The sequence below is a fragment of the Paracoccus lutimaris genome (assembly GCF_003337565.1).
Classification (GTDB): Bacteria; Pseudomonadota; Alphaproteobacteria; order Rhodobacterales; family Rhodobacteraceae; genus Paracoccus; species Paracoccus lutimaris.
In genome coordinates this window covers 1-25,945 of sequence record NZ_QPJL01000005.1, presented here as the reverse complement: position 1 = coordinate 25,945, position 25,945 = coordinate 1, and the positions used below count along the sequence as shown (strand labels likewise).

At 65.1% G+C, this 25,945-nt stretch carries 25 protein-coding genes and 1 pseudogene; 15 read left to right on the top strand and 11 right to left on the bottom strand.

Annotated elements, in window-relative coordinates:
- Positions 1–289 precede the first annotated feature (289 nt).
- From DFP89_RS20095 to DFP89_RS06210, 3 genes are all read right to left on the bottom strand, one after another.
- A complete protein-coding gene (locus DFP89_RS20095; protein ID WP_147273280.1) occupies positions 290–694 on the bottom strand; it encodes a hypothetical protein in 405 nt (134 codons plus the stop codon).
- Between the two features lie 309 nt (positions 695–1,003).
- Complete coding sequence (locus DFP89_RS06215) at positions 1,004–1,687, bottom strand: YiaD family glycine zipper/OmpA-like lipoprotein (protein ID WP_114348566.1); 684 nt, start codon at positions 1,685–1,687, stop codon at positions 1,004–1,006.
- A gap of 156 nt (positions 1,688–1,843) precedes the next feature.
- Positions 1,844–2,440, bottom strand: coding sequence for a methylated-DNA--[protein]-cysteine S-methyltransferase (locus DFP89_RS06210; RefSeq protein WP_114348736.1), 597 nt, complete (start codon positions 2,438–2,440; stop codon positions 1,844–1,846).
- 122 nt (positions 2,441–2,562) lie between these two features.
- Here DFP89_RS06210 and nth point away from each other — a divergent pair, with 122 nt between their 5' ends.
- Both nth and DFP89_RS06200 read left to right on the top strand, forming a co-directional pair.
- Entirely contained in the window at positions 2,563–3,231 is a 669-nt protein-coding gene (nth, locus tag DFP89_RS06205; protein ID WP_114348565.1) for an endonuclease III, read from the top strand.
- Positions 3,228–4,235, top strand: coding sequence for an adenosine kinase (locus DFP89_RS06200; RefSeq protein WP_114348564.1), 1,008 nt, complete (start codon positions 3,228–3,230; stop codon positions 4,233–4,235). Before nth ends, DFP89_RS06200 begins: the two co-directional genes overlap by 4 nt.
- Positions 4,236–4,328: 93 nt before the next feature.
- Here DFP89_RS06200 and DFP89_RS06195 read toward each other — a convergent pair whose 3' ends face one another.
- The 6 genes from DFP89_RS06195 to DFP89_RS06170 all read right to left on the bottom strand — a co-directional run bounded on the left by DFP89_RS06195 (position 4,329) and on the right by DFP89_RS06170 (position 11,374).
- Positions 4,329–6,512, bottom strand: coding sequence for a 3-hydroxyacyl-CoA dehydrogenase NAD-binding domain-containing protein (locus DFP89_RS06195; RefSeq protein ID WP_114348563.1), 2,184 nt, complete (start codon positions 6,510–6,512; stop codon positions 4,329–4,331).
- An 11-nt stretch (positions 6,513–6,523) separates the two neighbouring features.
- A complete protein-coding gene (locus tag DFP89_RS06190; protein ID WP_114348562.1) occupies positions 6,524–7,735 on the bottom strand; it encodes an acetyl-CoA C-acetyltransferase in 1,212 nt (403 codons plus the stop codon).
- Complete coding sequence (locus DFP89_RS06185) at positions 7,732–8,373, bottom strand: glutathione S-transferase family protein (RefSeq protein ID WP_114348561.1); 642 nt, start codon at positions 8,371–8,373, stop codon at positions 7,732–7,734. Before DFP89_RS06185 ends, DFP89_RS06190 begins: the two co-directional genes overlap by 4 nt.
- Before the next feature lie 274 nt (positions 8,374–8,647).
- A complete protein-coding gene (locus tag DFP89_RS06180; RefSeq protein WP_114348560.1) occupies positions 8,648–10,426 on the bottom strand; it encodes an acyl-CoA dehydrogenase C-terminal domain-containing protein in 1,779 nt (592 codons plus the stop codon).
- 25 nt (positions 10,427–10,451) lie between these two features.
- Entirely contained in the window at positions 10,452–10,841 is a 390-nt protein-coding gene (locus tag DFP89_RS06175) for a MerR family transcriptional regulator (RefSeq protein WP_114348559.1), read from the bottom strand.
- A gap of 134 nt (positions 10,842–10,975) precedes the next feature.
- Positions 10,976–11,374, bottom strand: a complete 399-nt coding sequence (locus tag DFP89_RS06170; protein WP_114348558.1) for a MerR family transcriptional regulator — start codon at positions 11,372–11,374, stop codon at positions 10,976–10,978.
- A 138-nt stretch (positions 11,375–11,512) separates the two neighbouring features.
- On the opposite strand from DFP89_RS06170, the gene DFP89_RS06165 reads away from it, so the two are divergent.
- The 3 genes from DFP89_RS06165 to DFP89_RS06155 are packed head-to-tail and all read left to right on the top strand — an operon-like array spanning position 11,513 to position 13,785.
- Positions 11,513–11,956, top strand: coding sequence for a PaaI family thioesterase (locus DFP89_RS06165; protein ID WP_114348557.1), 444 nt, complete (start codon positions 11,513–11,515; stop codon positions 11,954–11,956).
- Between the two features lies 1 nt (position 11,957).
- On the top strand, positions 11,958–12,461 hold the full coding sequence (locus tag DFP89_RS06160; RefSeq protein WP_114348556.1) for a PaaI family thioesterase: 504 nt from the start codon (positions 11,958–11,960) through the stop codon (positions 12,459–12,461).
- 7 nt (positions 12,462–12,468) lie between these two features.
- On the top strand, positions 12,469–13,785 hold the full coding sequence (locus DFP89_RS06155; protein WP_114348555.1) for an MATE family efflux transporter: 1,317 nt from the start codon (positions 12,469–12,471) through the stop codon (positions 13,783–13,785).
- 75 nt (positions 13,786–13,860) lie between these two features.
- Here the strand turns inward: DFP89_RS06155 and DFP89_RS06150 are convergent, their stop codons facing one another.
- The gene (locus DFP89_RS06150; RefSeq protein WP_114348554.1) at positions 13,861–14,175 is read right to left on the bottom strand and encodes a DUF1476 domain-containing protein; all 315 of its coding nucleotides are present in this window, start codon (positions 14,173–14,175) and stop codon (positions 13,861–13,863) included.
- A 213-nt stretch (positions 14,176–14,388) separates the two neighbouring features.
- On the opposite strand from DFP89_RS06150, the gene purC reads away from it, so the two are divergent.
- From purC to DFP89_RS06100, 10 genes are all read left to right on the top strand, one after another.
- Positions 14,389–15,153, top strand: coding sequence for a phosphoribosylaminoimidazolesuccinocarboxamide synthase (gene purC / locus DFP89_RS06145; protein WP_114348553.1), 765 nt, complete (start codon positions 14,389–14,391; stop codon positions 15,151–15,153).
- 11 nt (positions 15,154–15,164) lie between these two features.
- A complete protein-coding gene (gene purS / locus DFP89_RS06140) occupies positions 15,165–15,416 on the top strand; it encodes a phosphoribosylformylglycinamidine synthase subunit PurS (RefSeq protein WP_114348552.1) in 252 nt (83 codons plus the stop codon).
- A 76-nt stretch (positions 15,417–15,492) separates the two neighbouring features.
- Positions 15,493–16,365, top strand: a complete 873-nt coding sequence (locus DFP89_RS06135; RefSeq protein WP_114348551.1) for a LysR family transcriptional regulator — start codon at positions 15,493–15,495, stop codon at positions 16,363–16,365.
- A 79-nt stretch (positions 16,366–16,444) separates the two neighbouring features.
- On the top strand, positions 16,445–16,924 hold the full coding sequence (locus DFP89_RS06130; protein ID WP_114348550.1) for a formate dehydrogenase subunit gamma: 480 nt from the start codon (positions 16,445–16,447) through the stop codon (positions 16,922–16,924).
- The gene (locus DFP89_RS06125; RefSeq protein ID WP_114348549.1) at positions 16,921–18,456 is read left to right on the top strand and encodes a formate dehydrogenase beta subunit; all 1,536 of its coding nucleotides are present in this window, start codon (positions 16,921–16,923) and stop codon (positions 18,454–18,456) included. The genes DFP89_RS06130 and DFP89_RS06125 overlap by 4 nt, the downstream gene beginning before the upstream one ends.
- Positions 18,453–21,332, top strand: coding sequence for a formate dehydrogenase subunit alpha (gene fdhF / locus DFP89_RS06120; protein ID WP_114348548.1), 2,880 nt, complete (start codon positions 18,453–18,455; stop codon positions 21,330–21,332). The genes DFP89_RS06125 and fdhF overlap by 4 nt, the downstream gene beginning before the upstream one ends.
- 7 nt (positions 21,333–21,339) lie before the next feature.
- Entirely contained in the window at positions 21,340–22,149 is an 810-nt protein-coding gene (gene fdhD, locus DFP89_RS06115; protein WP_114348547.1) for a formate dehydrogenase accessory sulfurtransferase FdhD, read from the top strand.
- On the top strand, positions 22,149–22,385 hold the full coding sequence (locus DFP89_RS06110) for a formate dehydrogenase subunit delta (RefSeq protein ID WP_114348546.1): 237 nt from the start codon (positions 22,149–22,151) through the stop codon (positions 22,383–22,385). The genes fdhD and DFP89_RS06110 overlap by 1 nt, the downstream gene beginning before the upstream one ends.
- A gap of 44 nt (positions 22,386–22,429) precedes the next feature.
- A complete protein-coding gene (gene rnr / locus DFP89_RS06105; protein WP_114348545.1) occupies positions 22,430–24,700 on the top strand; it encodes a ribonuclease R in 2,271 nt (756 codons plus the stop codon).
- A 121-nt stretch (positions 24,701–24,821) separates the two neighbouring features.
- Positions 24,822–25,148, top strand: a complete 327-nt coding sequence (locus DFP89_RS06100; RefSeq protein WP_425452640.1) for a DUF2274 domain-containing protein — start codon at positions 24,822–24,824, stop codon at positions 25,146–25,148.
- A 287-nt stretch (positions 25,149–25,435) separates the two neighbouring features.
- On the opposite strand, the pseudogene DFP89_RS06090 reads toward DFP89_RS06100, so the two are convergent.
- Positions 25,436–25,775 (bottom strand): annotated as a pseudogene (locus tag DFP89_RS06090) (transposase); the annotation flags it as partial.
- Positions 25,776–25,945 lie beyond the last annotated feature (170 nt).

The window sequence follows — 25,945 nt, the reverse complement described above, 5'->3', positions numbered from 1 at the left end:
ACGCACAGTGATCCAGACCCCCGGGGCGAGAGCTTCGGGGGTTTTGTTTTTGGGGCGGTTTACATGCAGTGCGGGCTCGTTTTATGGAATGGAACGGAGATCTCTGCTAGAGGGGCTTTCTCCGATTACTCAGATCGCCTTGCTTTAGCTAATCGCCTGCCCTGGCAGCTAAAATTCTCGCGGCAACGAGAGCGTTCACCTTTTCTTTTGTGATGCCGTAGTGTTCGTACTGGGCATGTAGAAACTCGTCCAATTCGGCATCAATAGAACGGAACTGTTCAATAGCCCGTTAACATTCGGAGATCATTTTTTCGCGGCCAGAAATGCCGAAGAAATTCTGATCATGCTCACGGAAAAAACGATGTGCTAGATGATCCCGCACAACCTTGGCCCGACCAAGTCCGTCAATAATAGTTTTTGGGAGCTCGGATGAAGATAGTGCTTTGAGCATATTACCAAATGTTTTTGATAGCTCAGAGTTGAATGCACTATCTAACGCCTCCACCCATTCAATCCGGTTTGGATACTGGCTTGCGGTGGGTAGCATGTGGAGAACGATGGCTGCGTTAGCCATGCCGTGTTCAAGGACCTGTGCATGATACATCGCCAGTCCATACCGCGAATACACCTCGCGGATCTGTATGGAAATCTCATCATCTGCCGACCATATTGAGCCTGATGGGAAGCCGTGCATGCAGTTGCCCTATCCTGTCGCCATGTACCTATAATGTTTTGTGTGTCGTCGAATTAGTCAACCGACGTGATTCACTCTGCCGCTCGCCAGACTGTGAAGGGAGCACTGTAAAATGTCTTGGTTTGGAAAGTGATCGAGCGTCTTTTGATCCCAAGACCGAATGAGCCGGAGCAGTACGCAATGTGCAAACCCGTCAGAGTTCTATAAATGACAAGTATTATATTCGCGACCCGGAGCTACGCAAAACCGCGCGAAAGCAAAGGGCCGGCAGCTTGGCTGCCGGCCCCATCGTGTCGTCGTGCGCGGCCCTTAGCGGGTCGGGGTGATCAGGATCTGCACGCGGCGGTTCTGGGCGCGGCCCGCCACCGTCTCGTTGCTTGCGACCGGCTGGCTGGCGCCGCGGCCCGCGGTGCTGAGGCGGTTCTGCGCCACGCCGCCGGCGCTCAGGATGCCCGCGACCGAACGCGCCCGGCGCTCGGACAGGTCCTGGTTATAGGCGGCCGAGCCGGTGCTGTCGGTATGGCCGACGACCTGGATCGTGCTGTCGGGATATTGCTGGAGGTTGCGGGCAATGGTGTAGAGATCATTCTGCCCCTGCGCGCCCACGGCCGCCGAGTCGGTCGCGAACAGCGTCGATTCCGGCATGGTCACCGATAGATAGCTGCCATGGTTCACGACCTGGATATTGGGGTTGTTCAGCGACTGCTGCAGCGATTTCTGCTGCCGGTCCAGGATGGCGCCGATGCCGCCGCCCAAGGCCGCACCGATCAACGCGCCGCGCGCCGCATCACGGCCCTGATCGTTCTTGTCGCTGTCGCGCGTCGCACCAAGGATGCCGCCGATGGCCGCGCCGGCCAGCGCGCCGGTCTGGGTGCGGTTCAGGCCGCCGACCCCGCCGGCATCCGTGCTGTTGCCGTAAGGATCGGTGGTCGTGCAGGCGCTGATGGCGATCAGGCCGGCTGAGGCCAGAAGCAGCGGAATACGGGTCTTCATTCTTTCTTTTCCCTTTTTAGCGGGCGATCCATCATCGCCTGTCCAAACGATCTGGTCCGCGCTTTGCTGCGCGGCCGCTGGTGCCCAAACACCGCGACCATGCCACGGGTTCCCGGCCAAGGCCACAGGAACAGGCGGAAATCCCCGCCGGATGCGTCACAATGCAGCGATGGCGCGGGGGGCGATGCTGGCGCCTTCGCGGGTCAGAAGCGCGCGTTTGATCGCCGCACCCCAGTGATAGCCGCCGATGCTGCCATCGGTGCGGGTGACCCGGTGGCAGGGCACCGCCCATGAGACCGGGTTCTGCCCGACCGCTGTCCCCACCGCCCGCAAGGCGCGCGGGCGTCCGATGCGGTCCGCGAGGATCGCATAGCTGATGACCTGCCCGGCCGGCACCTCGATGAGCGCGCGCCAGACGGCGAGTTGAAATTCGGTCCCGGTCAGGCGCACGGTGATCTCGCCCCGATCCGCGATCAGCGCATTCACCGCCGGGGCCAGCGCCTCGGGGGCGGTGACGACGCGGGCGCGGGGCCAGCGTGCCGCCAGATCGGCGCGAACCTCATCAGCCGACATCTCGCCCGCCAGCCCCAGCCCCCAAAGCGCGCCGCCCGCGCCAAAGGCGATCACGGTGCCAAAGGGCGTGGCGAATTCGCCATGGCACAGCACCGCGCCGGCATCCTCGGCGGGCTGGGTGGTGATGCGGACCCGCAGGCCCGGGGCGGGTTGGGCAAAGGCAAAGACGGTCTGGGTCATGGCGGCCTCATATCCGGTTTCAGCCCAGCCTAGCGCAAGATCGGTGTGAATCCAGTCACGGATGCACGCGAAACCGGGCGCCAAAGCTTGCACATGGCGCGCGCGCGGGGCATCAGGCGGATATGGCCCGCGCATCCTCGCCCCGCATCCCGCAAGCCCTGCCTTATGCCACCCAGATGGCGATCTTTTCGCGTTTCCGCGAAGCCGAGCCGCAGCCCCTGACCGAGCTGCACTATGTCAACGCCTTCACCCTGCTGGTCGCGGTGGCGCTGTCGGCGCAATCGACCGATGCCGGGGTGAACAAGGCCACCCAAAACCTGTTCAGCCGCGTGACCACCCCGCAGGAGATGCTGGATTTCGGCGTCGAGGCGCTGACCGAGGAAATCAAGACCATTGGCCTCTTCCGCCAGAAGGCCAAGAACGTGATCGCGCTGTCGCAGCGTCTGGTCGATGAATATGGCGGCGAGGTGCCGCAGTCGCGCGCCGCCCTGACGACCTTGCCCGGTGTCGGGCGCAAGACCGCCAATGTGGTCCTGAATGCCGTCTTTCACTTTCCCGCGCAGGCGGTCGACACCCATATCTTTCGCGTCGGCAACCGCACCCGCATCGCGCCCGGCCGCGATGTCGAGGCGGTCGAGCGCGCCGTCGAGGACAATGTCCCTGTCGAATTTCAGCAGAATGCCCATCACTGGCTGATCCTGCATGGCCGCTATATCTGTCAGGCCAAGCGGCCGCGCTGCGGCATCTGCCCCATCGAAGACCTTTGCCCCTATGAGGAGAAGACCCAATGACCACCCCCTATGTGATCGGCATTGGCAATGCGGTCATGGACGTGATCGCGCCCGCGTCGGATGCAAGCCTTGCGCGGCTGGGCATTGAAAAAGGCATCATGCAGCTGATCGACCGCGAGCGCTCGGAATTCCTGATGGCGGCGCAGTCGGCCGATACGGATGCGCAAAAGGCGCGGCTGGTGCCGGGCGGTTCGGTCGCGAATACGCTGGCCGGGATCGGTGCGCTGGGGCTGAGCACCGCCTTTATCGGCCGGGTCGCGGGCGATCCGCTGGGCCTGTCCTATGCCGAGCAGACCGAGGCGCAGGGCACGGTTTTCGTCAATCCGCCGGTGGCTGGCGAGGTGCTGCCGACCTCGCGCTCGATCATCTTCGTGACGCCCGATGGCGAGCGCTCGATGAACACCTATCTGGGCATCTCGGCCCAGCTGGATGCGGGCGACGTCAATCCTGCCACCTTCAGCGGTGCCGACTGGCTGTTCCTTGAAGGCTATCTTTTCGACAAGGATGCCGGCAAGGCGGCCTTCCTGAAGGCGGCCGAGGCCTGCCACGCGGCGGGCGGGCAGGCGGGGATCGCGCTTAGCGATCCGTTCTGTGTCGACCGTCACCGTGCCGATTTCCGGCGTCTGGTCGCCGGGCCGATGGATTACGTCATCGGCAATGTCCATGAATGGAAATCGCTTTATCAGGTCGAGGACCTTGAGGAGGCGCTGCGTCTGGCCCGCGCCGATTGCAACACGGTGATCTGCACCTGTTCGGGCGATGATGCGATCCTGATCCGCGGCGATGAGCGGGTCAGCGCGCCGGTTCACCGCGTCGTGCCCGTTGACGCGACGGGCGCGGGCGACCAGTTCGCGGCCGGGCTGATCTATGGTCTGGCCGTCCGGGCACCGCTGGCGGCTGCCGGCCGCATGGGCTGCATCGCGGCGGCCGAGGTCATCGGCCATGTCGGCGCCCGGCCCGAGCGGGATGTGCGGGCGCTGTTTCGCGCCGAAGGGCTGATCTGATCGCGCGTGTGGCGCGGTTTTTTTGGATATTTGAGTGAAGAAGAAAGGGCAGAGGTTTGCGCCTCTGCCCTTTTCCATTGCGTAATGATGGCCTCAGGCGGCTTTCTTGCCGGCGCCGAAGCGGCCATAGAAGCTGTCGCCTTTCGCCGCCATGTCGCGCAGGAGCTGCGGCGTGGCGAAGCGGGGGCCGAATTTCGCCGTCAGATCGTCGGCGATCTCGACCGCGCGGGCGGCGCCCAGCATGTCGAGCCAGCTGAACGGGCCGCCCGACCAAGGCGCGAAGCCCCAGCCGAGAATGGCGCCGACATCGCCTTCGCGGATGTCTTCGAGGACGCCTTCGTCCAATGCGCGCACGGCTTCCAGCGACTGGGCGAACATCAGGCGGTGCTGGACCTCGGTCAGTTCGGGCTGGGCGTCCGATTCAGGCCATTGCTGTTCCAGACCCGACCACAGGCCCTGACGCTTGCCGGCCTCGTCATAGTCATAGAAACCCGCTTTCGCCTTGCGGCCCATGCGGCCCTGATCGGCCAGCTTGAAGATCACCTCGTCCACCGGCGCGTCGGCATAGGCGTCGCCCATCGCGGCCCGGGTCGCCTTGGCGATTTTCACGCCCAGATCGATCGAGGTTTCATCGACCAGTTGCAGCGGTCCCAGCGGCATGCCCATCAGCTTGGCGGCATTTTCGATCAGCGTCGGGTTCACGCCCTCGCCGACCATGCGGATGCCTTCGTTCAGATAGGGGATGATGCAGCGATTGGCGTAGAAGAAGCGCGCATCGTTGACGACGATCGGGGTCTTGCGGATCTGGCGGACGAAATCCAGCGCCTTGGCGACGGCGCGCGGGCCGGTTTCGCGGCCCTTGATGATCTCGACCAGCAGCATCTTGTCCACCGGGCTGAAGAAGTGGATGCCGATGAACTGCTCGGGCCGGGCACTGGCTTTCGCCAGATCGCTGATCGGCAGGGTCGAGGTGTTGGTGGCGAAGATCGCGTCCGCCGGGATGGCGGCTTCGGCCTTTTTCGTGACCTCGGCCTTGACGCTCGGGTCCTCGAACACCGCCTCGACGATCAGGTCGCAGCCGGAAAGGGCGGCGTAATCGGTCGTCGGCGTGATGCGGGCCAGCACTTCGGCCTTTTTCTCCTCAGAGGATTTGCGGCGGCTGATCGCCTTGTCCAGAAGCCCGGTCGAATAGGCCTTGCCGCGTTCGGCGGCATCCTGCGCCGCGTCGATCAGCACGACCTCGATCCCGGCCATGGCGCTGACATAGGCGATGCCCGCCCCCATCATGCCGGCGCCAAGGATGCCGACCTTTTTCACGCTCTGGTCGGGGGCCTCGGGGCGGTTCGCGCCTTTCTCCAGCGCCTCCTTGTTGATGAAGAGGCTGCGGATCATTGCGGTCGAGCTGGGGTTCATCAGCACATTGGTGAACCAGCGCGCCTCGATTTTCAGCGCGGTGTCAAAGGGCACCAGCGCGCCTTCATAGACGGCGCTCAGCAGGGCTTTCGCCGCCGGATAGACGCCCATGGTCTTGCCATGGACCATGGCTGAGGCGCCGACAAAGGTCATGAAGCCCGCCGGGTGATAGGGCTCGCCGCCGGGCATCTTGTAGCCCTTGGCGTCCCAGGGTTTCACCAGATCGGCGTCGGTCGCTTTCAGCACCCAGTCGCGGGCCGCCGCCACCGGGTCGGCCACGACCTCGTCGATCAGGCCGGCGGCCTTGGCTTTCGCGGGGTCGGAAAGCTTGCCTTCGAGCAAAAGGGGGGCCGCGCCCATCGCGCCCAGCTTGCGCACAAGGCGGGTGGTGCCGCCGGCGCCGGGGAAGATGCCGACCATGATTTCCGGCAGGCCGATCTTGGCCTTGGGGTTATCGGCGGCAAAGATACGGTGGGTCGAGAGCGGCAGCTCCAGCCCGATCCCCAGCGCGGTGCCGGGCAGGGCGGTGGCGATGGGCTTGCCGCCCTTCTTGGTCTTGAAGTCCATCCCGGCCAGTTCGATCTTGCGCAGCAGGCTGTGCAGCGTCATCACGCCGTCGAAGACGCCCTGAGCGCCGCCCTGCTTCATGCCGGCGATGACGTTCAGGTCCATCCCTCCGGCAAAGTCCTTCTTGCCGCTGGTGATGACGATGCCCTTGACGGTTGCGTCCGCCAGGGCCTCGTCGATCAGGGTGTTCAGCGTGGCCGCGCCGTCCAGTGACAGCACATTCATCGACTTGCCGGGCACGTCCCAGGTGATGATGGCGACGCCGTCGGCGTCTTTCTTCATGGTGAAATCGGTCATGTTCCTGCCCCTTACACGCGCTCGATGATGGTCGCCGCGCCCATGCCGGACGCGATGCACAGCGTGGCCAGACCCACGTTCTTGTCCTGACGCTCCAGCTCGTCCAGGAGCGTGCCGATAATGATGGCGCCGGTGGCCCCCAGCGGGTGGCCAAGCGCGATCGAGCCGCCATTCGGGTTGACCTTGGCCGGATCGACCTGGAAAGCCTGCATGAAGCGCAGCACGACCGAGGCAAAGGCCTCGTTCACCTCGAAAAGGTCGATGTCGCTGATGGACATGCCGCTGTCCTTCAGGATCTTTTCCGTCACCGGCACCGGGCCGGTCAGCATGATCGTCGGATCGGTGCCGATCTTGGCGGTGGCGCGGATGCGGGCGCGGGGCTTGAGGCCGTAAGCCTTGCCGAATTCGGCATTCCCGATCAGCACGGCACCGGCGCCATCAACGATACCCGAGCTGTTCCCGGCATGGTGGATATGCTCGATATGCGACAGATGCGGGTATTTCAGCATCGCCACCTTGTCGAAGCCGGGCATGGCCTCGCCCATGTCCTTGAAGCTGGCCTTGAGCTTTGCCAGATCCTCGACCGTGGTGCCGGGGCGCATGTATTCGTCATGGTCAAGGATCACCAGCCCGTTCTGGTCCAGAACCGGGACGACGGATTTGGCAAAGCGGCCCTCTTTCCAGGCCAGCGCGGCGCGGCGCTGCGACTCGACTGCCAGCGCATCGGCCTGTTCGCGGGTAAAGCCGTATTCGGTGGCGATGATATCGGCCGAGATGCCCTGCGGCACGAAATAGGTCTTGAAGGTCATCGAGGGATCGACGGCGATGGCGGCGCCATCGCTGCCCATGGCCACGCGGCCCATCATCTCGACGCCGCCGGCGATATAGGCCTGACCGGCCCCGCCCTTGACCTGGTTGGCGGCGAGATTCACCGCCTCCATGCCGCTGGCGCAGAAGCGGTTGATGGCCAGACCGGGGATCGACTCGTCCAGATCGGATTCCAGCACCGCCGAGCGGGCAAGGCAGCCGCCCTGTTCCTTGACCTGGGTGACATTGCCCCAGATCACGTCCTCGACCGCGTGGCCTTCCAGACCGTTGCGCTCCTTGACGGCATTGAGCAGCCGCGCCGACAGCGCGACCGAGGTGACCTCGTGCAGGCTGCCATCGGGGCGGCCCTTGCCGCGCGGGGTGCGGGCGGCGTCATAGATATAGGCTTCGGTCATGCGTCCTCCTTCGTTGCCCGGTCCGAAGGATTGCCGGGCATCAGATCATAGGGGTGTTTCCAGCCGGGCAGGGCGGCAATGCCGTCCAGCCAACGGTCGATATGGGGCCATTCGGCGCGCGAAAAGCCGAAGGGTTCGGGGTAAAAGAGATAGCCGCAACAGGCGAAATCGGCGATGGTCGGGGCGGCGTCCACGATCCAGTCGCGGCTGGCCAGATGGTCGTTCAGCACCTTGTAGGTGGCGCGCAGGCGCGATTGCAAAAAGCCGATCACCTCTTGCGGGCGCTTGGCCTCGGGCAGGAAATTCGCCAGAAACCGCGCGGATCCGGCCTGACCCGACAGCTTGTGATTGTCAAACATCAGCCAGCGCAGGACTTCGCTCCGGTCGCGGCCAAGGAACTTTCCGCTCCGCTCGGCGATATGCAACTGGATAACCGCCGACTGGGTCAGGGTCAGACCCCCTTCACGAAAGACCGGCACCTCGCCCATCTCGTTCAGGGCGCGGAATTCGGGGCTGCGGGCCTCGCCGTTGAAGAAATCGACATAGACCGGCCGCCAGCCGTATCCGGCCAGTTCCATGGTCAGCGCCGCCTTGTAGGCATTGCCGCTTTCGCCAAAGCACCAGAGCTGTGCGGTCATGGGTTCCTCCTGCCTCGTCCAGCCGGGGGCTGCGCGCCCCCGGACCCCCCCGGGATATTTTCGTGAAGAAGAATGGGCCTTGTTAACGCTTGCGCAACCTTTCGCCTTCTATCCTGACGGCGCGGTACAGGCTGGGAAGCCGATGACCGCTGAAGGAGAAAGCCCCGCGTCATGCCACTGATGCCGATGGCCGCGTATGAGGCGGGGCCGCCCCTTCTTCTTCATTCAAATATCCCCGCCGGAGGCATCCGGCCGTGCCAGCGGGGACAAGGGTTCAGAACCGGTCGGCGTCCAGCGCCATCACCGGATCCGCGCCGCTTTGGATGCGGGCCAGATGCATGGCGGTCGCCGGCAGCTGCCGCGCCATATAATAGCGCCCGGTCGCCAGCTTCGTCTCGTAGAACTGGCGATCGCCCCGGCCCTCGGCCAGCGCCTTCTTGGCGGCGGCGGCCATGCGGGTCCACATCAGCCCCAGCGCGACATGCCCGAACAGATGCATGAAATCATAGGAGCCCGACAGCGCCGCGTTCGGATCCTTCATGCCCTGCTGCATGAAATACATCCCCGCCGCCTGCAGATCCTTTGACGCGGACTTCAGCGGTTCGAGGAAGTCGGCCTTCAGCGCTGCGTCGCCCTCATGCGCCTTGATCTCGGCCTTGATCATCTCGAAGAAGGCCATGATCGGCTTGCCGCCCTCGGCCGCGAGCTTGCGGCCCACGAGGTCCAGCGCCTGCACGCCATTCGCGCCCTCGTAGATCATGGCGATGCGGCTGTCGCGCACGAATTGCGACATGCCCTGTTCCTCGATATAGCCGTGGCCGCCAAAGACCTGCTGGGCCTGCACCGCCGAGTCGAAGCCCTTGTCGGTCAAAAAGCCCTTGATCACCGGCGTCAGGAGCGAGATCAGGTCGTCCGCCGTCTTGTCCTCGGCCAAACGCGCGCGGTCGATCAGATAGGCGCCCCAGAAGGCCAGCGCGCGCGCGCCTTCAAGGAAGCTTTTCTGGTCCATCAGGTTGCGGCGGATATCGGGATGCACGATCAGCGGATCGGCCGGCCCGGCAGGATTGGCGTCGCCGGTCACCGCGCGGCCCTGAAGGCGCTCGCGGGCATAGGTCACGGCGTTCTGATAGGCGGCCTCGGCCACGGCATAGCCCTGCAGGCCGACGCCAAGGCGGGCCTCGTTCATCATGGTGAACATGGCGCGCATACCCTTGTGCAGGTCGCCCAGGAGCCAGCCCTTCGCGCCGTCATAGTTCATCACGCAGGTCGAATTGCCGTGAATGCCCATCTTTTCTTCAAGATTGCCGACGCTGACCGCATTGCGCGCGCCAAGGCTGCCATCTTCGTTGACCAGAAACTTCGGCACGATGAACAGCGAGATGCCCTTGGTGCTTTCGCCGCCGCCCGGTGCCTTGGCCAGAACCAGATGGATGACATTTTCCGACATGTCGTGATCGCCGGCCGAGATGAAGATCTTCTGTCCGCTGATCAGGTAGCTGCCATCGTCCTGCGGCTCGGCCTTGGTGCGCAGCATGCCCAGATCGGTGCCGGCATGCGGCTCGGTCAGGTTCATGGTGCCGGTCCATTCGCAGCTGACCATCTTGGGCAGATAGGTCGCCTTCTGCTCGTCCGAGCCATGGGCGTGGATCGCCGAATAGGCGCCATGGGTCAGGCCCTGATACATGGTAAAGGCCATGTTCGAGGCCGAGAACAGCTCGCCCGCAGCCAGGCCGATCACATAGGGCATGCCCTGGCCGCCATAGTCCGGGTCGCAGTCAAGCGCCGTCCAGCCCCCCTCGCGCATCTGGTCGAAGGCGGCGCGAAACCCCGTCGGCGTGCGCACGACGCCGTTCTCCAGCGTGCAGCCCTCGTGATCGCCGACCCGGTTCAGCGGCGCCAGTACCTCGGAGGCAAGCTTGCCGGCGGCGTCCAGAATGGCCTCGGTGAATTCCGGCTCAAGCTCGTTATAGCCTGAAAGGTCCTGCTTCGAGATCTCAAGCAGGTCATGCAGCACGAACTGCATGTCACGGATGGGCGCGGCATAGGTGGTCATTGTTCCTCCCCGGGGGGTCTGCGTTTCAGGCTTCTGATTTCACGTGGCGCAGCTGGCTTTCGCCCTCGGCGATCTGCTGGCGCAGATCGACAATGGCGCCGCCCAGCTCTGCATGCTGGCGTTCCATGTCGGCCAGTCTGTCGCGGGCGGTGGCCAGAATGGCCTCGGTCTGGGTGATGTTGCGCTCGGCCGGGTCGTAAAGCTCGAGCAGCTGGCGGATCTGTTCCAGTGAAAAGCCGAAGCGCTTGCCGCGCAGGATCAGCTTGAGCCGGGCGCGGTCGGTACGGCCGTAAAGCCGGTGCTGGCCGCGGCGCAGCGGAAACAGAAGTTCGCGGGACTCATAAAAACGCAGGGTGCGCGGCGTCACATCGAAGGCGTCGCACATCTGCCGGATGGTCATTAAGTCGGCGCTCATGGCCGATACCCTCCCAAACCACGTTCACTTGCCACGCAATATAGGCAAGGTTGACGTTCGCGTAAGGTGGAACGTCGCGTCAGGGTCGGGTCATCCTGCGAATATTGATGAAAATCAGCCTGATGCGCCTTGCATTATTTTTGCTCGGCGCGACCGTCCATCTCAGTCAGCAGTCTTGATGTCTCATCACGCAGGGCGCGCAGGTCGCTCATCGAGGTTTCCAGTTCGTCGCGCTGTTCGCGCAGGACATCAAGCTGGCGGTCGGCCAGATCGATCCAGACACGATACTGCTCGCGCGTTCCCTTTTCGCCATAGATCAGCAGCCATTGACGGATGTCCTCCAGCGAAAAGCCGAAGCGGCGACCGCGCAGGATCAGCTTCATCCGGGCAACCTCGCGCGCGCCATAAAAACGCGAGCGGCCTTCCTTATGGGGGCTGAGCAACTCAATATATTCATAATAACGCAAGGTTCTGGGCGTGACGTCGAAACGGCCGCACATATCTTTGAAACTTATATATTCGCTATCGGGCATCGGAAATCTCTGTGGTCGGATGCGCATGACGTTCAGCGTAACGTGCTGGCGAATCAAACTCAACCACCGCAGCGGGCTTGCCAGCCGGATGGGCGCTGATACCATGCCGCAAGATCACGCAAGGTTTGGCGGAAACGGATGACAAGGCAGTCAGAGGACGAGCAGCGCGAACAGCGCCGGCGCATCGCGCGCCAATTCATCGAGGCGATTCCGCATGCGCGCGCCCTTGGCATGGTGCTTGAGGATATCGGCCCCGAGGGGGCGGTGATCTCGTTGCCGTGGAATGCCGAGCTGGTCGGCGATCCGCGCAGCGGGGTGATCCATGGCGGCGTCGTCTCGGCGCTGATGGACACTTGCAGTGGCGCGGCGGTGATGGCGCATCCGGTCGGGCCGCGTTCGACCGCGACCATCGATCTGCGCATCGACTATATGCGCGGCGCGACGCCCGGACAGGTGATCCGCGCCCGCGCCGAATGCTATCACGTCACCCGCTCGGTCGCGTTTGTGCGCGCCGTGGCGATGGACGAGGACGAAACCCGCCCCGTGGCCTCGGCCACCGGCGCCTTTACGCTTGAGCGCTGACATGGCCCCCCGCAACGAACCCCTTGCCGCGATCAAGTCACGCCGCAACAACGCGCTGAATGCGCTGGTCTCGGGCGTACCCTATATCCGCTGGCTGGGCATGGTCTTCGACCGCCGTGGCGACGAGTTGACCGCCGTGCTGCCCTTTGACGAAAAGCTGATCGGTAATCCGCTGCTGCCGGCGATCCATGGCGGGGTGACGGCCGCCTTTCTTGAGGTGACCTGCATCGTCGAGCTGACCTGGACCGCGATCTGGGAGGACATGGAGGAGGGCCGCATCGCCCCCGATGCCTCGGTCCCAGAAAGCCTGCCGCGCCTGCCCAAGACCATCGACTTTACCGTCGATTACCTGCGCTCGGGCCTGCCGCGCGACGCCTATGCGCGGGCGCGGGTGGTGCGCTCCGGGCGGCGCTATGCCAGCGTCCATGTCGAGGCATGGCAGGACCAGCGCACCAAGCTGTTCGCGCAGGCGACCGGGCATTTCCTGATGCCGCAGGATGGCTGACGCAGGCATGGCCGAACCGGCCCCGGGGCGCGAGATCAGCCACCGCCGGGTTCTGGCCATCGCGCTGCCCATCGTCCTTTCCAACGCCACGATCCCGATTCTGGGTGCGGTCGATACCGGCGTCGTCGGCCAACTGGGCCGACCCGAACCGATTGGCGCGGTCGGCATCGGCGCGGTGATCCTGGCCTCGATCTACTGGATTTTCGGCTTTTTGCGCATGGGTACCTCGGGGCTGGTGGCGCAGTCCCATGGCGCGGGCGATCAGGGCGAGGCGGGCGCGCATCTGGCCCGCGCGTTGGGGATCGGGCTGGCGGCGGGGCTGGCGCTGATGCTGCTGCATGTGCCGATCTTTGCCGGCGCCTTCCGGCTGGCGCCGGCCTCGCCCGAGGTCGAGGCGCTGGCCCGGCAATACCTTGCGATCCGCATCTGGGGTGCGCCCGCGACCATCGCGCTTTACGCCATCACCGGCTGGCTGATCGCCATCGAGCGGACGCGGGCCGTGCTGGCGCTGCAATTGCTGATGAACGGGCTGAATGTCGGGCTGGACCTGTGGTTCGTGCTGGGGCTTGGCTGGGGTGTCGGCGGCGTCGCGCTGGCCACGCTGATCGCGGAATGGTCCGGGCTGGCGCTGGGATTGGTGCTGGCCCGGCACGCCTTGCGCGCGGCCCTGCGCCGGGGTGGGATCTGGGCGCGCGAGCGGCTGGTGGAACTGGTCCGCGTCAATGGCGATATCATGATCCGCTCGGTCCTGTTGCAGGGCGCGTTCACCAGCTTCATGTTTCTGGGCGCGGGGCAGGGCGATGTGGCGCTGGCCGCCAATCAGGTCCTGCTGCAATTTCTCAGCATTGTCGCCTATGGGCTTGACGGGTTTGCCTTTGCCGCCGAATCCCTGGTCGGGCAGGCGGTCGGGGCGCGCCGTCCCGAACGGCTGCGCCGCGCCGTCGCGGTCACCTCGGCATGGGGCGTGGCGGGGGCGGCGCTGATGTCGGCGGTCTTTGCGCTGGCCGGTCCCGCGATCATCGATCTGTTGACCACCTCGGCAGAGGTGCGGGCCGAGGCGCGGCTTTACCTGCCCTGGCTGGTCGCGGCGCCGCTGATCGGCATCGCCTCATGGATGCTGGACGGCATCTTCATCGGCGCCACCCGCACGCGCGAGATGCGCGACGCCATGCTGATCTCGGTCGGCTGTTACGCGCTGCTGGTCGCGGTGCTGCCGATGGCTTTCGGCAATCATGGCCTGTGGGCGGCGCTGATGGGGCTGAATGCGATCCGCGGGCTGACCATGTGGCGGCTTTATCCGCGCGTGGCCCGGGCGGCTGCCTGAGAACCGCCGGTCAAGGACGCGAACGCCCCGGGCTGTCCGGGGCGTATTGTCATCTGCATGGCGCCTGGCGCGGGATCAGATCTCGTCGACGATCTGCTGGCGGGCGACAGCGCGCAGCTCGACCATCTTGGCGCGGATCGCGGCTTCCTCGGCGAAATCGGCAAGGTCATGGGCCAGCTTGCGGAACACGTCCTCATCGCCCGGCTCGTCGAAATCCGAACTGACGATGGTCAGGGCGTATGAGCGCGCATCGTCGCCCTTTTTGCCCAGAAGGCCGGCGGCCCATTCGCCCAGCAGGCGGTTGCGCCGCGCTTCGGCCTTGAAGTTCAGCTCGGCATCATAGGCGAATTTCGCCTCTTGCGCGCGCTCGCGGTCATCAAAGGTGGTCATGGCGGCCTCCGGCTTGGGTGTTTCTTGATTATACAACAGGATATGCCCAGCCGCACGCCGCATCGCAAGCCTGTATCGCGGGAACTGGTTTGCGGAACCTTTCCGCTGTGTCTTTCCGGGGGTCCGTCTTGCGCCCCGTATTGCCCCGGACCCCGTTTCTGGCCTATAGGCGCTAAGGAATGACGGTCACCTTGCACACGGGAGACGCGCAGCATGGCACCAAGGCGCAAGAAAATCTACGAAGGCAAGGCCAAGATCCTTTACGAAGGCACCGAGCCGGGCACCCTGATCCAGTATTTCAAGGATGACGCCACTGCCTTCAATGCCCAGAAAAAGGCCACGATCGAGGGCAAGGGGGTGCTGAACAACCGCCTGTCCGAATTCTTCATGACCGGGCTGACCAATATCGGCGTGCCGAACCACTTCATCCGCCGCATCAACATGCGCGAGCAGCTGGTGCGTCAGGTCGAGATCATTCCGCTGGAGGTGATTGTCCGCAATTTCGCCGCCGGTTCCATCGCCAAGCGTCTGGGCATGGAGGAGGGCACGCCCCTGCCGCGCCCGATCGTCGAGTACAGTTTCAAGAACGACGAGTTGGGCGATCCCTTTGTGTCCGAGGAGTATATCATCGCATTCGGCTGGGCCAGCCAGCAGGATCTGGACGATATCGTCAGCCTGGCGCTGCGTGTGAACGACTTCCTGTCGGGTGTGTTCTTTGGCGCCGGGATCAAGCTGATCGACTTCAAGATCGAGATCGGCCGCATCTGGGACGGCGATTTCATGCGCCTGGTCGTCGCCGACGAGATCAGCCCGGATTCCTGCCGGCTTTGGGACGTCAAGACCGGGCAGAAGCTCGACAAGGACGTGTTCCGCCGCGATCTGGGCAGCCTGACGGACGCCTATACCGAGGTGGCCCGCCGGCTGGGCCTGATGCCTGCCAATACCACCACGCTGACCAAGCCCACTTTGATCAACTGAAAGGCCCGCCGATGAAAGCCCCCCTTAAGGCTCGTGTCACCATCATGCTGAAGGATGGCGTTCTGGACCCGCAGGGCGAGGCGATCCGCCATGCCCTGGGCGGGCTTGGCTTTCAGGGCGTCTCGGGCGTGCGTCAGGGCAAGGTGATCGAACTTGACCTGACCTCGGGCGATGCCGAGGCGGCCAAGGCCGAGGTTGCCCGCATGTGCGAGGGGCTGCTGGCCAATACCGTGATCGAGAAATACGCCGTCGAGATCGTCTGATCTGCCGGACCGGGGGCTTTGCGCCCCCGGACCCCCGCAGGATATTTGGACATGAAAGAGGGCGGCGGGAGGCCTGATGATCGACCGGCTGTCCATGTTCATGGTTCTGGTGCGCGAAGAGCATTTCGGCCGCGCGGCCGAGGCGCTTGGCATCACCCAGCCGTCCTTGTCATCCGCGATCAAGGCCTTGGAAGAGCAACTGGGCGTGCAACTGGTGCGGCGCGGCTCGCACTATCAGGGGCTGACCCCCGAGGGGGAGCGGGTGCTGGACTGGGCGCGGCGGATCGTCGGCGATGCCCGCGCCATGCAGGCCGAGATGGCTGCCAGCCGCAAGGGGGTTTCCGGGCTGCTGCGGCTGGGGGTCATTCCGACCGCCATGCCGCGCATTGCCGAATTGACCGGGCCGTTTTTGCGCCGCCATCCGAATGCCGGCGTGTCGATCCTGTCGCGCAGCTCCGACGAGATCCGCGACCAGATCGAGGCGCTGGAGCTGGATGCCGGCGTCACCTATCTGGACAGCGAGCCCTTGGGCCGGGTGCAGAGCCGACCGCTTTACCGCGAGACCTATTGTCTGGTGTCGCGCGATGCCGAGACCGGGCCGGTCGACTGGACCGAGGCGGCCGGGCGGCCCCTGTGCCTGCTGACGCCGGACATGCAGAACCGCCGCATCGTCACCCGCCATCTGCTGGAGGCGGGGGCGGACGCGATGCCGCGGGTCGAGTCGACCTCGATGCTGGCGATCCTGTCGCATGTGGCCAGCGGCGACTGGGCCGCGATCCTGCCGCAATCGCTGGCCCAGGGCCTGCCCTTGCCGCATGGTGTCCGGGCGCGACCGCTGGCCGGTGCGGGCCATATGGTCGGGCTGGTGACGGCGCGGCGCGAGCCGCATCCGCCTTTGGTCGATGCGCTGCTGAAGGCCGCCGAATTGATTGAGAACTTCAATCAATAGACGGGACATCGCGATTGTTTCGACTATCGTAGGGGTCTAGGCTGGTTGGGCATTGCAATGAGCCAGGACCTGCCCAGCCATGACCCTGACAGCGAATTCCGCTGACATCCGCGAGCGCCTTGATGCGATCGTCGCCCTGCATCGCGACCGCGAGGGGCCATTGTTGCCGATCCTGCACGATATTCAGGCCGAATGGGGCTATATCCCGCAGGAGGCGCAGCCGGTGATCGCAGCGGCGCTTGGCCTGACGCGGGCCGAGGTCCATGGCGTGGTCAGCTTTTATCATGATTTCCGCGAAGCCCCCGCCGGGCGGCATGTGCTGCGGCTGTGCCGGGCCGAGGCCTGTCAGTCGATGGGCGCGGATGCGCTGGCCGATCAGCTTCGCGCCGCGCTGGGGATCGATTTCCACGAAACCACGCCGGATGGGCGGCTGACGCTGGAGCCGGTCTTTTGTCTGGGGCTTTGCGCCTGTGCGCCCTCGGCCCAGATGGATCAGCGGCTGGTCGGGCGCGCCGATCTGGCAAAGCTGACGCGGCTGGTGGCCGAGGTGGGGGCATGAGGGTCTGGGTTCCTGTCGATGCCGCCGCAAGGGCCGTGGGCGCGGATGAGGTGGCGGATGCGCTGGCCCGTGCGCTGCCCGATGCGCAGATCACCCGCAATGGCACGCGCGGCATGGTCTGGCTTGAGCCTTTGGTCGAGGTCGAACGCGACGGGCTGCGTTATGGCTATGGGCCGGTGGCGCCCGAGGATGTCGCGGGGCTTGCCGAGGTGATCCGCACGGGCGGCGATCACCCGCTGGCCTTGGGCCCGGTCGAGGAACTGTCATGGATGCGTGGGCAGACGCGGCTGACCTTTGCCCGCGTGGGCGTGATCGACCCGATGTCCACCACTGAATACGAGGCGCATGGCGGTCTGGCAGGGCTGCGGCGCGCCCTTGATCTGGGACCGGAAAAGACCGTCGAGGAGGTCACGGCCTCCGGCCTGCGCGGGCGCGGCGGGGCGGGTTTTCCGACCGGGATCAAGTGGAAGACCGTGGCGGGCGCGAAAGCGGCGCAGAAATACATCATCTGCAATGCCGATGAGGGCGACAGCGGCAGTTTCGCCGACCGGATGCTGATGGAGGGCGATCCGCTGACCCTGATCGAGGGCATGGCGATTGCCGGTATCGCCGTGGGCGCCACGCGCGGCTATGTCTATATCCGCAGCGAATATCCCGATGCGATCCGCCAGATGCAGGCGGCGATCACGGTCGCGCGGCAGGCGGGGCTGCTGGGGCCTTCGGTCCTTGGCTCAGGCCACGCCTATGACATGGAGGTCCGCGTCGGTGCGGGGGCCTATGTCTGCGGCGAGGAAACCAGCCTGCTGAACAGCCTTGAGGGCAAGCGCGGCACCGTGCGCGCCAAGCCCCCGATCCCGGCGCTGGAAGGGTTTCTGGGCCGGCCCACGGTGGTCAATAACGTGATCTCATTGGCCTCGGTGCCGTGGATCATGGCGCATGGCGGGGCGGCATATGCCGCCTTGGGGATCGGGCGGTCCAAGGGCACGATCCCGATTCAGATTGCCGGAAATGTCCGCCATGGCGGGCTTTACGAGGCGGCCTTCGGCATGACGCTGGGCCAGATCGTCAATGAGATCGGCGGCGGCACCGCCAGCGGCCGCCCGGTCAAGGCGGCGCAGGTCGGGGGGCCGCTTGGCTCATATATCCCGCATTGGGAATTCGACGTGCCCTTTGGCTATGAGGAACTGGCGGGCAAGGACGGGCTTTTGGGTCATGCCGGCATCACCGTCTTTGACGACTGCGCCGACATGCTGAAACTGGCGCGCTTTGCCATGGAATTCTGCGCTGTCGAATCCTGCGGGAAATGCACGCCCTGCAGGATCGGCTCGGTCCGGGGCGTCGAGACCATCGACCGCATTGCCGCGGGCGATCCGGACGCGATCCCGATCCTGACCGATCTGTGCAACACGATGAAATGGGGCTCGCTTTGCGCATTGGGGGGCTTTGCGCCCTTTCCGGTGATGTCGGCGCTGACCCATTTCCCCGATGACTTCAGCGGGCGCGGCCAGCCGCGCAAGGAGGCCGCAGAATGAAGGATTTCATCATTCCCGACCGCGACATGGGCACGCCAGCGGTCCATTCCGACACCATCGTCAGCCTGACCGTGGACGGCATCAAGGTCAGCGTTCCCGCCGGCACCAGCGTCATGCGCGCCGCCGCCGAGGCCGGAATCAGCGTGCCCAAGCTTTGTGCCACCGATCATGTCAGCGCCTTTGGCTCATGCCGGCTCTGCGTGGTGGCCATCGACGGCATGCGTGGCACGCCCGCCTCCTGCACGACGCCGGTGGCCGAAGGCATGGTCGTCCATACCCAGACCGACGATATCGCCCGCATCCGCAAGGGCGTGATGGAGCTTTACATCAGCGACCACCCGCTGGACTGCCTGACTTGCGCCGCCAATGGCGATTGCGAATTGCAGGACATGGCCGGCGCGGTGGGCCTGCGCGAGGTGCGCTTTGACCCCGGCGCGAACCATTTCATGCAGCGCGAGGCCGGGGCGCTCAATCCCGAATACCGGCCCAAGGATCAGTCGAACCCCTATTTCACCTTTGATCCGGCGAAATGCATCGTCTGTTCGCGCTGCGTGCGCGCCTGCGAGGAGGTGCAGGGCACTTTCGCGCTGACCATCGAGGGGCGGGGCTTTGACAGCCGGGTCTCGGCGGGGATGGAAAGCGACGATTTCCTCAGCTCGGATTGCGTCAGTTGCGGGGCCTGCGTGCAGGTCTGCCCGACCGCGACGCTGATCGAGAACAAGGTGATCGAGATCGGCACCCCCGAACATATCGTCAAGACCACCTGCGCCTATTGCGGGGTCGGCTGTTCCTTTGACGCGCATATGCGCGGCGAAGAGGTCGTGCGCATGGTCCCCAGCCGCGATGGCAAGGCCAATCGCGGCCATAGCTGCGTCAAGGGCCGCTTTGCCTGGGGCTATACCAGCCATGGCGACCGTCAGACCCAGCCGATGATCCGCGAGAATATCCAGGACCCGTGGCGCGTGGTCGGCTGGGACGAGGCGCTGGATTTCGCCGCATCGCGTCTGCGGCAGGCACAAAGCGATCACGGGCGCGACGCCATCGGCGTCATCACCTCGTCGCGCTGCACGAATGAGGAAACCTATCTGGTCCAGAAACTGGCCCGCGCGGTTTTCGGCAACAACAACACCGATACCTGCGCCCGTGTCTGCCATTCGCCAACCGGATACGGGCTGAAGACGGCCTTTGGCACCTCGGCCGGGACGCATGATTTCGATTCGGTCGACGATACCGATCTGGCGCTGGTCATCGGCGCCAATCCGACCGACGGCCATCCGGTCTTTGCCAGCCGGCTGCGCAAGCGGCTGCGGCAGGGGGCGGGGCTGATCGTCCTTGACCCGCGCGAGATCGACCTGCTCTCCACCCCGCATATGGGCGAGGGGCTGCATCTGCCCCTGCGCCCCGGCACCAATGTCGCCGTGCTGACCGCGCTGGCCCATGTCATCGTCGCCGAAAAGCTTTACGACGAGGAATTCATCCGCAGCCGCTGCGACTGGGACGAATTCATGGCCTATGCCGAATTCCTTGCCGATCCGCGCCACGGCCCCGACGAGGTAGAAAAGCTCAGCAAGGTTCCGGCCGACCTGATCCGCCGCGCCGCCCGCGCCTATGCGCTCGCGCCCCGCGCCAGCATCTATTACGGCCTTGGCGTGACCGAGCATTCGCAGGGCTCGACCACGGTCATGGCGATCGCGAACCTTGCCATGATGTGCGGCAATATCGGCGTGCCGGGCACCGGCGTGAACCCGCTGCGCGGCCAGAACAACGTGCAGGGCTCTTGCGACATGGGGTCGTTCCCGCATGAATATCCGGGCTATCGCCATGTCTCGGATGCGGCGACGCGGACGATCTATGAACGGGTCTGGGGCGTGCCCTTGTCCGATGAGCCGGGCCTGCGCATCCCCAACATGTTCGACGAGGCCCTGGCCGGACGTTTCCGCGGCCTTTACTGCCAGGGCGAGGATATCGTCCAGTCGGACCCCGATACCAGCCATGTGACCTCGGCGCTGGCGGCCATGGATATCGTCATCGTCCATGACCTGTTCCTGAACGAGACCTCGAACTACGCGCATGTGTTCCTGCCCGGCTCGTCCTTTCTGGAAAAGGACGGCACCTTCACCAATGCCGAGCGCCGCATCAACATGGTGCGCCGCGCGGTGACGCCCAGAAACGGCCATGAGGACTGGGAAATCACCCAGATGCTGGCCAATCGCATGGGCGCCGGCTGGAACTATGCCCACCCGCGCGAGATCATGGCCGAAATCGCCATGACCACGCCCAGCTTCTCGGGCGTCAGCTATGACCTGCTGGACCGCGAAGGCTCGGTGCAATGGCCCTGCAATGCCGATGCGCCGCTGGGCACGCCCCTGATGCATGTGGACGGCTTCGTGCGCGGCAAGGGGCGCTTCATCCATACCGAATATGTCGCGACCGAGGAACGCACCGGCGCCCGCTTCCCGCTGTTGCTGACCACCGGGCGGATCCTGTCGCAATACAATGTCGGCGCGCAGACAAGGCGAACCGACAACGTGGTCTGGCACCCCGAGGACGTGCTGGAAATCCATCCCTCGGATGCCGAGAACCGGGGCTTGCGGGATGGCGACTGGGTGCGGGTGGCCTCGCGCTCGGGGGAAACCACGCTGCGGGCCCGGATCACCGAGCGGGTGGCGCCGGGCGTTGTCTATACGACCTTCCATCATCCGGCGACTCAGGCCAATGTAGTGACGACCGACAATTCCGACTGGGCGACGAACTGTCCCGAATTCAAGGTGACGGCCGTGCAGGTCAGCCCCTCGAACGGCCCGTCAGAATGGCAAGAGGAGTATCGCCATCATTCCGAGATCGCCCGCCGCATCCTGCCCGAGGCCGCAGAGTGACACGCCGATGAAGGATCAGCCCGGCGGCGCGCTGCGCTGGCAGGATGGCTGGCATCCCGTCGCGCCGCCGCCCGAGCCGCAGGAATGCCCCGTAGCCATCGTCATCGACGGCATGTCTCAGGCGGTGCTGATGGCCACGCCCCATGACCTGCGCGATTTCGCGCTGGGTTTTGCCCTGACCGAGGGGCTGATCGCCAGCCCCGCCGATATTCAGGACTATGAGGACGTCGAGGTCGAGGCCGGCGGTTTCCCCGCGCGCGAGGCGCGGCTGTGGCTGCGTCCCGGCCTTGCCGCCGGTCTGGCCGAACGCCGGCGCAGCATGGTCGGGCCGGTGGGCTGCGGGCTTTGCGGCGTGGACAGCATCGCGGCGGCGCTGCCGCAGGTGGTGCCGGTGGCATCCGACTGGTCGATGCCGCCCGAGGATGTCGGCCGCGCCATGGACGCGCTGGCCGAGGGGCAGGTCCTGCGCCGGATCACGCCCGCCATCCACGGCGCCGCCTTCTGGGACGGCCGCCGCGCCATCACCCGCGAGGATGTCGGCCGCCACAATGCGCTGGACAAGCTGGCCGGTGCCTTGGCGCAGGCGGGCGTCGATGCCGGGCAGGGGGCCATCGTCATGTCCTCGCGCCTGTCGGTCGATCTGGTGCAAAAGGCCGCCCGCATCGGCGCGCCGGTCCTGATCGGCGCCAGCGCCCCCACGGGCCTTGCGCTGGACTGGGCCGGGCGCGCGGGCCTGACGCTGATCGCGCGGGCGCGGGGCGCGGTCTTTGATCTTTACACCCATCCCCGGCGCATCGCCGGCAGCCGAGGTTTCTGATGTCCGATCCCGCGTCCAAGCTGATCCGCATGGCCGGCCAGATGGCCGATTTCTTTCGCAGCCAGCCCGACCGCCCCCCGGCCGAGGCCGTCGCCGCCCATATCAATGACAGCTGGACCTATCGCATGCGCGCCGACCTGATCGCCGCGCTGCAGGCCGGGGCCAAGGCCGATCCCATCGTTCGCGACGCCGTGGCCTTCATCACGCTGCCGCAGGACGTGCCGCGCGGGGCCTGATTTTGCCTCTGCCGCGCGTCATTGCGCCGTGCTAGCGTGGCGCCATGGCACAGCTTCCTTCCCGACAAGACATCCTCGACTGGGTTTCGGCCCATCCCGAGGCGACCGCGAAACGCGACATCGCGAAAGCCTTCAACATCAAGGGCGCCGAGCGCATCGAGCTCAAGCGCATCCTCAAGGAACTTGAGGCCGAGGGCCTGCTTGAGCGCCGCCGCCGCCACTATCTGGACGCCGAGCGCCTGCCACCGGTCACGGTGCTGCAGCTTTTGCCCCCCGATGCCGATGGCGATATCTTTGCCAAGCCGCTGGAATGGCATGGCGACGCGCCGATGCCGCGCATTCTCTATGCGCCGCTGAAATCCGATCCGGCCATCGGCGCGGGCGAACGCATTCTGGCCCGCCTGATCGAGACCCGGGGCGAGGAAGATCACGACTATCAGGCCCGGCTGATCCGCCGCATCGGCACCGTCCAGCATCGCGTCGTCGGCATCTATCGCGAAAGCCGCAATGGCCCCGAGGCCGGCGGCCGCATCCTGCCCATCGACAAGGGTTCGGACAAGGAATGGCAGGTGCGTCCGGGCGATGCCCATGGCGCCAAGGACGGCGAGCTGGTCGAGGCCGAGCAGGCCGGTCCGCGTGGCCGCCTTGGCCTGCCGATGGCGCGGATCATCGAGCGGCTGGGCGATCCTTCGGCGCCGCGCGCGGTCAGCCTGATTGCCATTCACCAGCACGGCATTCCCGACGATTTCCCCGATGACGTGATTGCGCAAGCCGATGCCGCCAAGCCAGCCAGCCTGAAAGGGCGCGAGGATCTGCGCCATCTGCCTCTGGTCACCATCGACCCCTCGGATGCGCGCGATCATGACGACGCGGTGGCTGCGGAATTGCATGATGACGGCGGCGCCACGATCTGGGTCGCCATCGCCGATGTGGCCCATTACGTCACCCCCGGTTCGGCGCTGGACCGCGAGGCGCGAAAGCGCGGGAACTCGACCTATTTCCCCGACCGCGTGGTGCCGATGCTGCCCGATATCCTGTCGGGTGACCTGTGCTCGCTGCACGAAGGCGTCGACCGCCCGATCATCGCGGTCAAGATGCGGCTGGACGCGCAGGGCAACAAGACCGGCCACAGCTTTCATCGCGCCATGATGCGCTCGGCCGCGAGCCTGAGCTATGAACAGGCGCAGGCCGCCGCCGACGGCAATCCCGACGCGCAGACCGAACCTCTGGTCTATAACGTCATCCGCCCGCTTTGGGGCGCCTATGAGCTGCTGAAGGCGGCCCGTGCGCGCCGTCAGCCGCTGGAACTGGACCTGCCCGAACGCAAGATCATCCTGACCCCGGACGGGCGGGTGAAATCCGTGAATTTCCGCGACCGCTTTGACGCCCACAAGCTGATCGAGGAATTCATGGTGCTGGCCAATGTCGCCGCCGCCGAGGAGTTGGAACGCCTGCGCCGCCCGCTGCTGTACCGCGTCCACGAAGAGCCGACCGCCGAGAAACTGGACGCGCTGCGCGAGGTGGCCGAGGCCTCGGGCTTTACGCTGGCCAAGGGGCAGGTCCTGCAGACCCGGCACCTGAACCGGCTGCTGGAACAGGCCGGCGGCACCGATTTCGACGAGCTGATCAACATGACCGCGCTGCGCAGCATGCAGCAGGCTTATTATCACCCGGAAAACTATGGCCATTTCGGGCTGGCCTTGCGGTCTTACGCGCATTTCACCTCGCCCATCCGGCGCTATTCGGACCTGATCGTGCATCGGGCGCTGATCCTGGGCCACAAATGGGGCGATGACGGGCTGTCGCATTGGGATATCGAGAATCTCTCGGACACCGCCAAGCAGATCAGCGAGACCGAGCGCCGCTCGATGGCGGCCGAACGCGACACCACCGACCGCTATCTGGCCGCCTATCTGGCCGATCGCGTCGGGGCCGAATTCAGCGGCCGCATCAGCGGCGTGCAGAAATTCGGCGCCTTCGTGCGGCTGGACGAGACCGGCGCCGATGGCCTGCTGCCGATCCGCGAGATCGGGCGCGAATATTTCCATTATGACCCCGATCAGCAGATCCTGCTGGGCTCGGAAACCGGGCTGGAAATCGGCATCGGCCAGCGCGTCACCGTGCGCCTCTCCGAGGCCGTGCCGCTGACCGGCGGCTTGATGCTGGAACTGCTGGAGGTCGAGGGCCGGCCCCTGCCGCAAGGCAGCGGGCGCGGGCGCGGCGGGGCCAAGGGGCCGATGCGCAAGCGCGCCACGCAATCGCGGCTTGCCGAGGTCAAACGCGCCCAGAAACGCCGCCGCAAGCGCAACGCCTAGAGCGATCGTATTCGTCTTGACCGGATCGCCAGGGCTGCGAGGTGGCTCGGCGCTACCGTCACGGCGCTACCGTCACGGCGCTGCACCATGTCGATGCGCTGCGACGCGTGACGCAGACAGATTGCGCAATCCCCCGCAGGCGGGCCAGCTCCTGCGCCGCAGCGAAGCGGCGCCCGTTATCCGCGGTTTTGCCAGCCAGCGGCGCCTCTCAAGAGTTCACCTGATCCTGCCAGATGACCAAGATGAAACTCGGCCCATTGCCGACGACAAACCCGTAAAGGTGACGGTGGAGCTGCCGGCGGCGCTCCATCGTGACGTCACCGATTTCGGCCGTCTGCTGACCGAGGGCGGCATGCCGGTCGAACCCGCCAAGCTGGTCGTACCGATGCTGGAGCGCTTCGTTGCGATTGATCACGGCTTTGCAAAGGTCCGGCGGACGCCCCCCTGATCGCGCATACAGAACTGCCCGCTTGAGCGATCTGCAAGACAGGCTGTGTTTCTGGTTCCCAGCAATGACATTATTGAGGCACGCCAATATTCTCGAAACGCATGATACGATTGGGAAAAGCCAATCTCTATGCCTCGCGACGATTTTGCAGCAGCACCAAAACGAGATCTCGCTTTGCAGGCAAGTCACCACTGCTCGCGCTGCATAGTTCAGCGACGGGAACAGGGGCTCGTTCAAGAGTTCGCCACGCAGGCGGCCCTTGCCGCTCTCGACGAAAGCGTTCTGGGTCGGCTTGCCCGCCGCCCGCTCATCCCGTGGCCTGCCATCAGATGCGTGACCGCCTGCCGCTTCGCAGCGGGCGTCGGCACTTTTTCCACAAGAAACCCTTCAGCGCGTCATTGTCGAGCATCGCGTCAGCCAACAGCCGCTTCAGATGGGCGTGCTCGTCCTCGAGACCCTTCAGGCGCTTGGCCTCACTGACATCCCTGCGCCATACTTGGTCGTCCACTTGTAGACGGTCGCATCGCTGACGCCGTGCTTGCGGCACAGATGGGCGACCGAAACCCCGGCCTCGAGCTCTTGCAGAATGCCGATGATCTGCTCTTCGGTGAGCCTGCTGCGCTTCATCTCTGGTCCTTTCGCTTGGGCCAGAGGAGAACTCAAATGGGGTTGGGAAGAAGGCGCAACGTCAGGCGCGAGGACTGTTGATTGCCACTGAGATTTGACCCGGCAACAGCGGAAATTGTCATTGAGAATTGACCCATGTGCAACCTTGCCCCGGCTTGAACCAGCTGGGG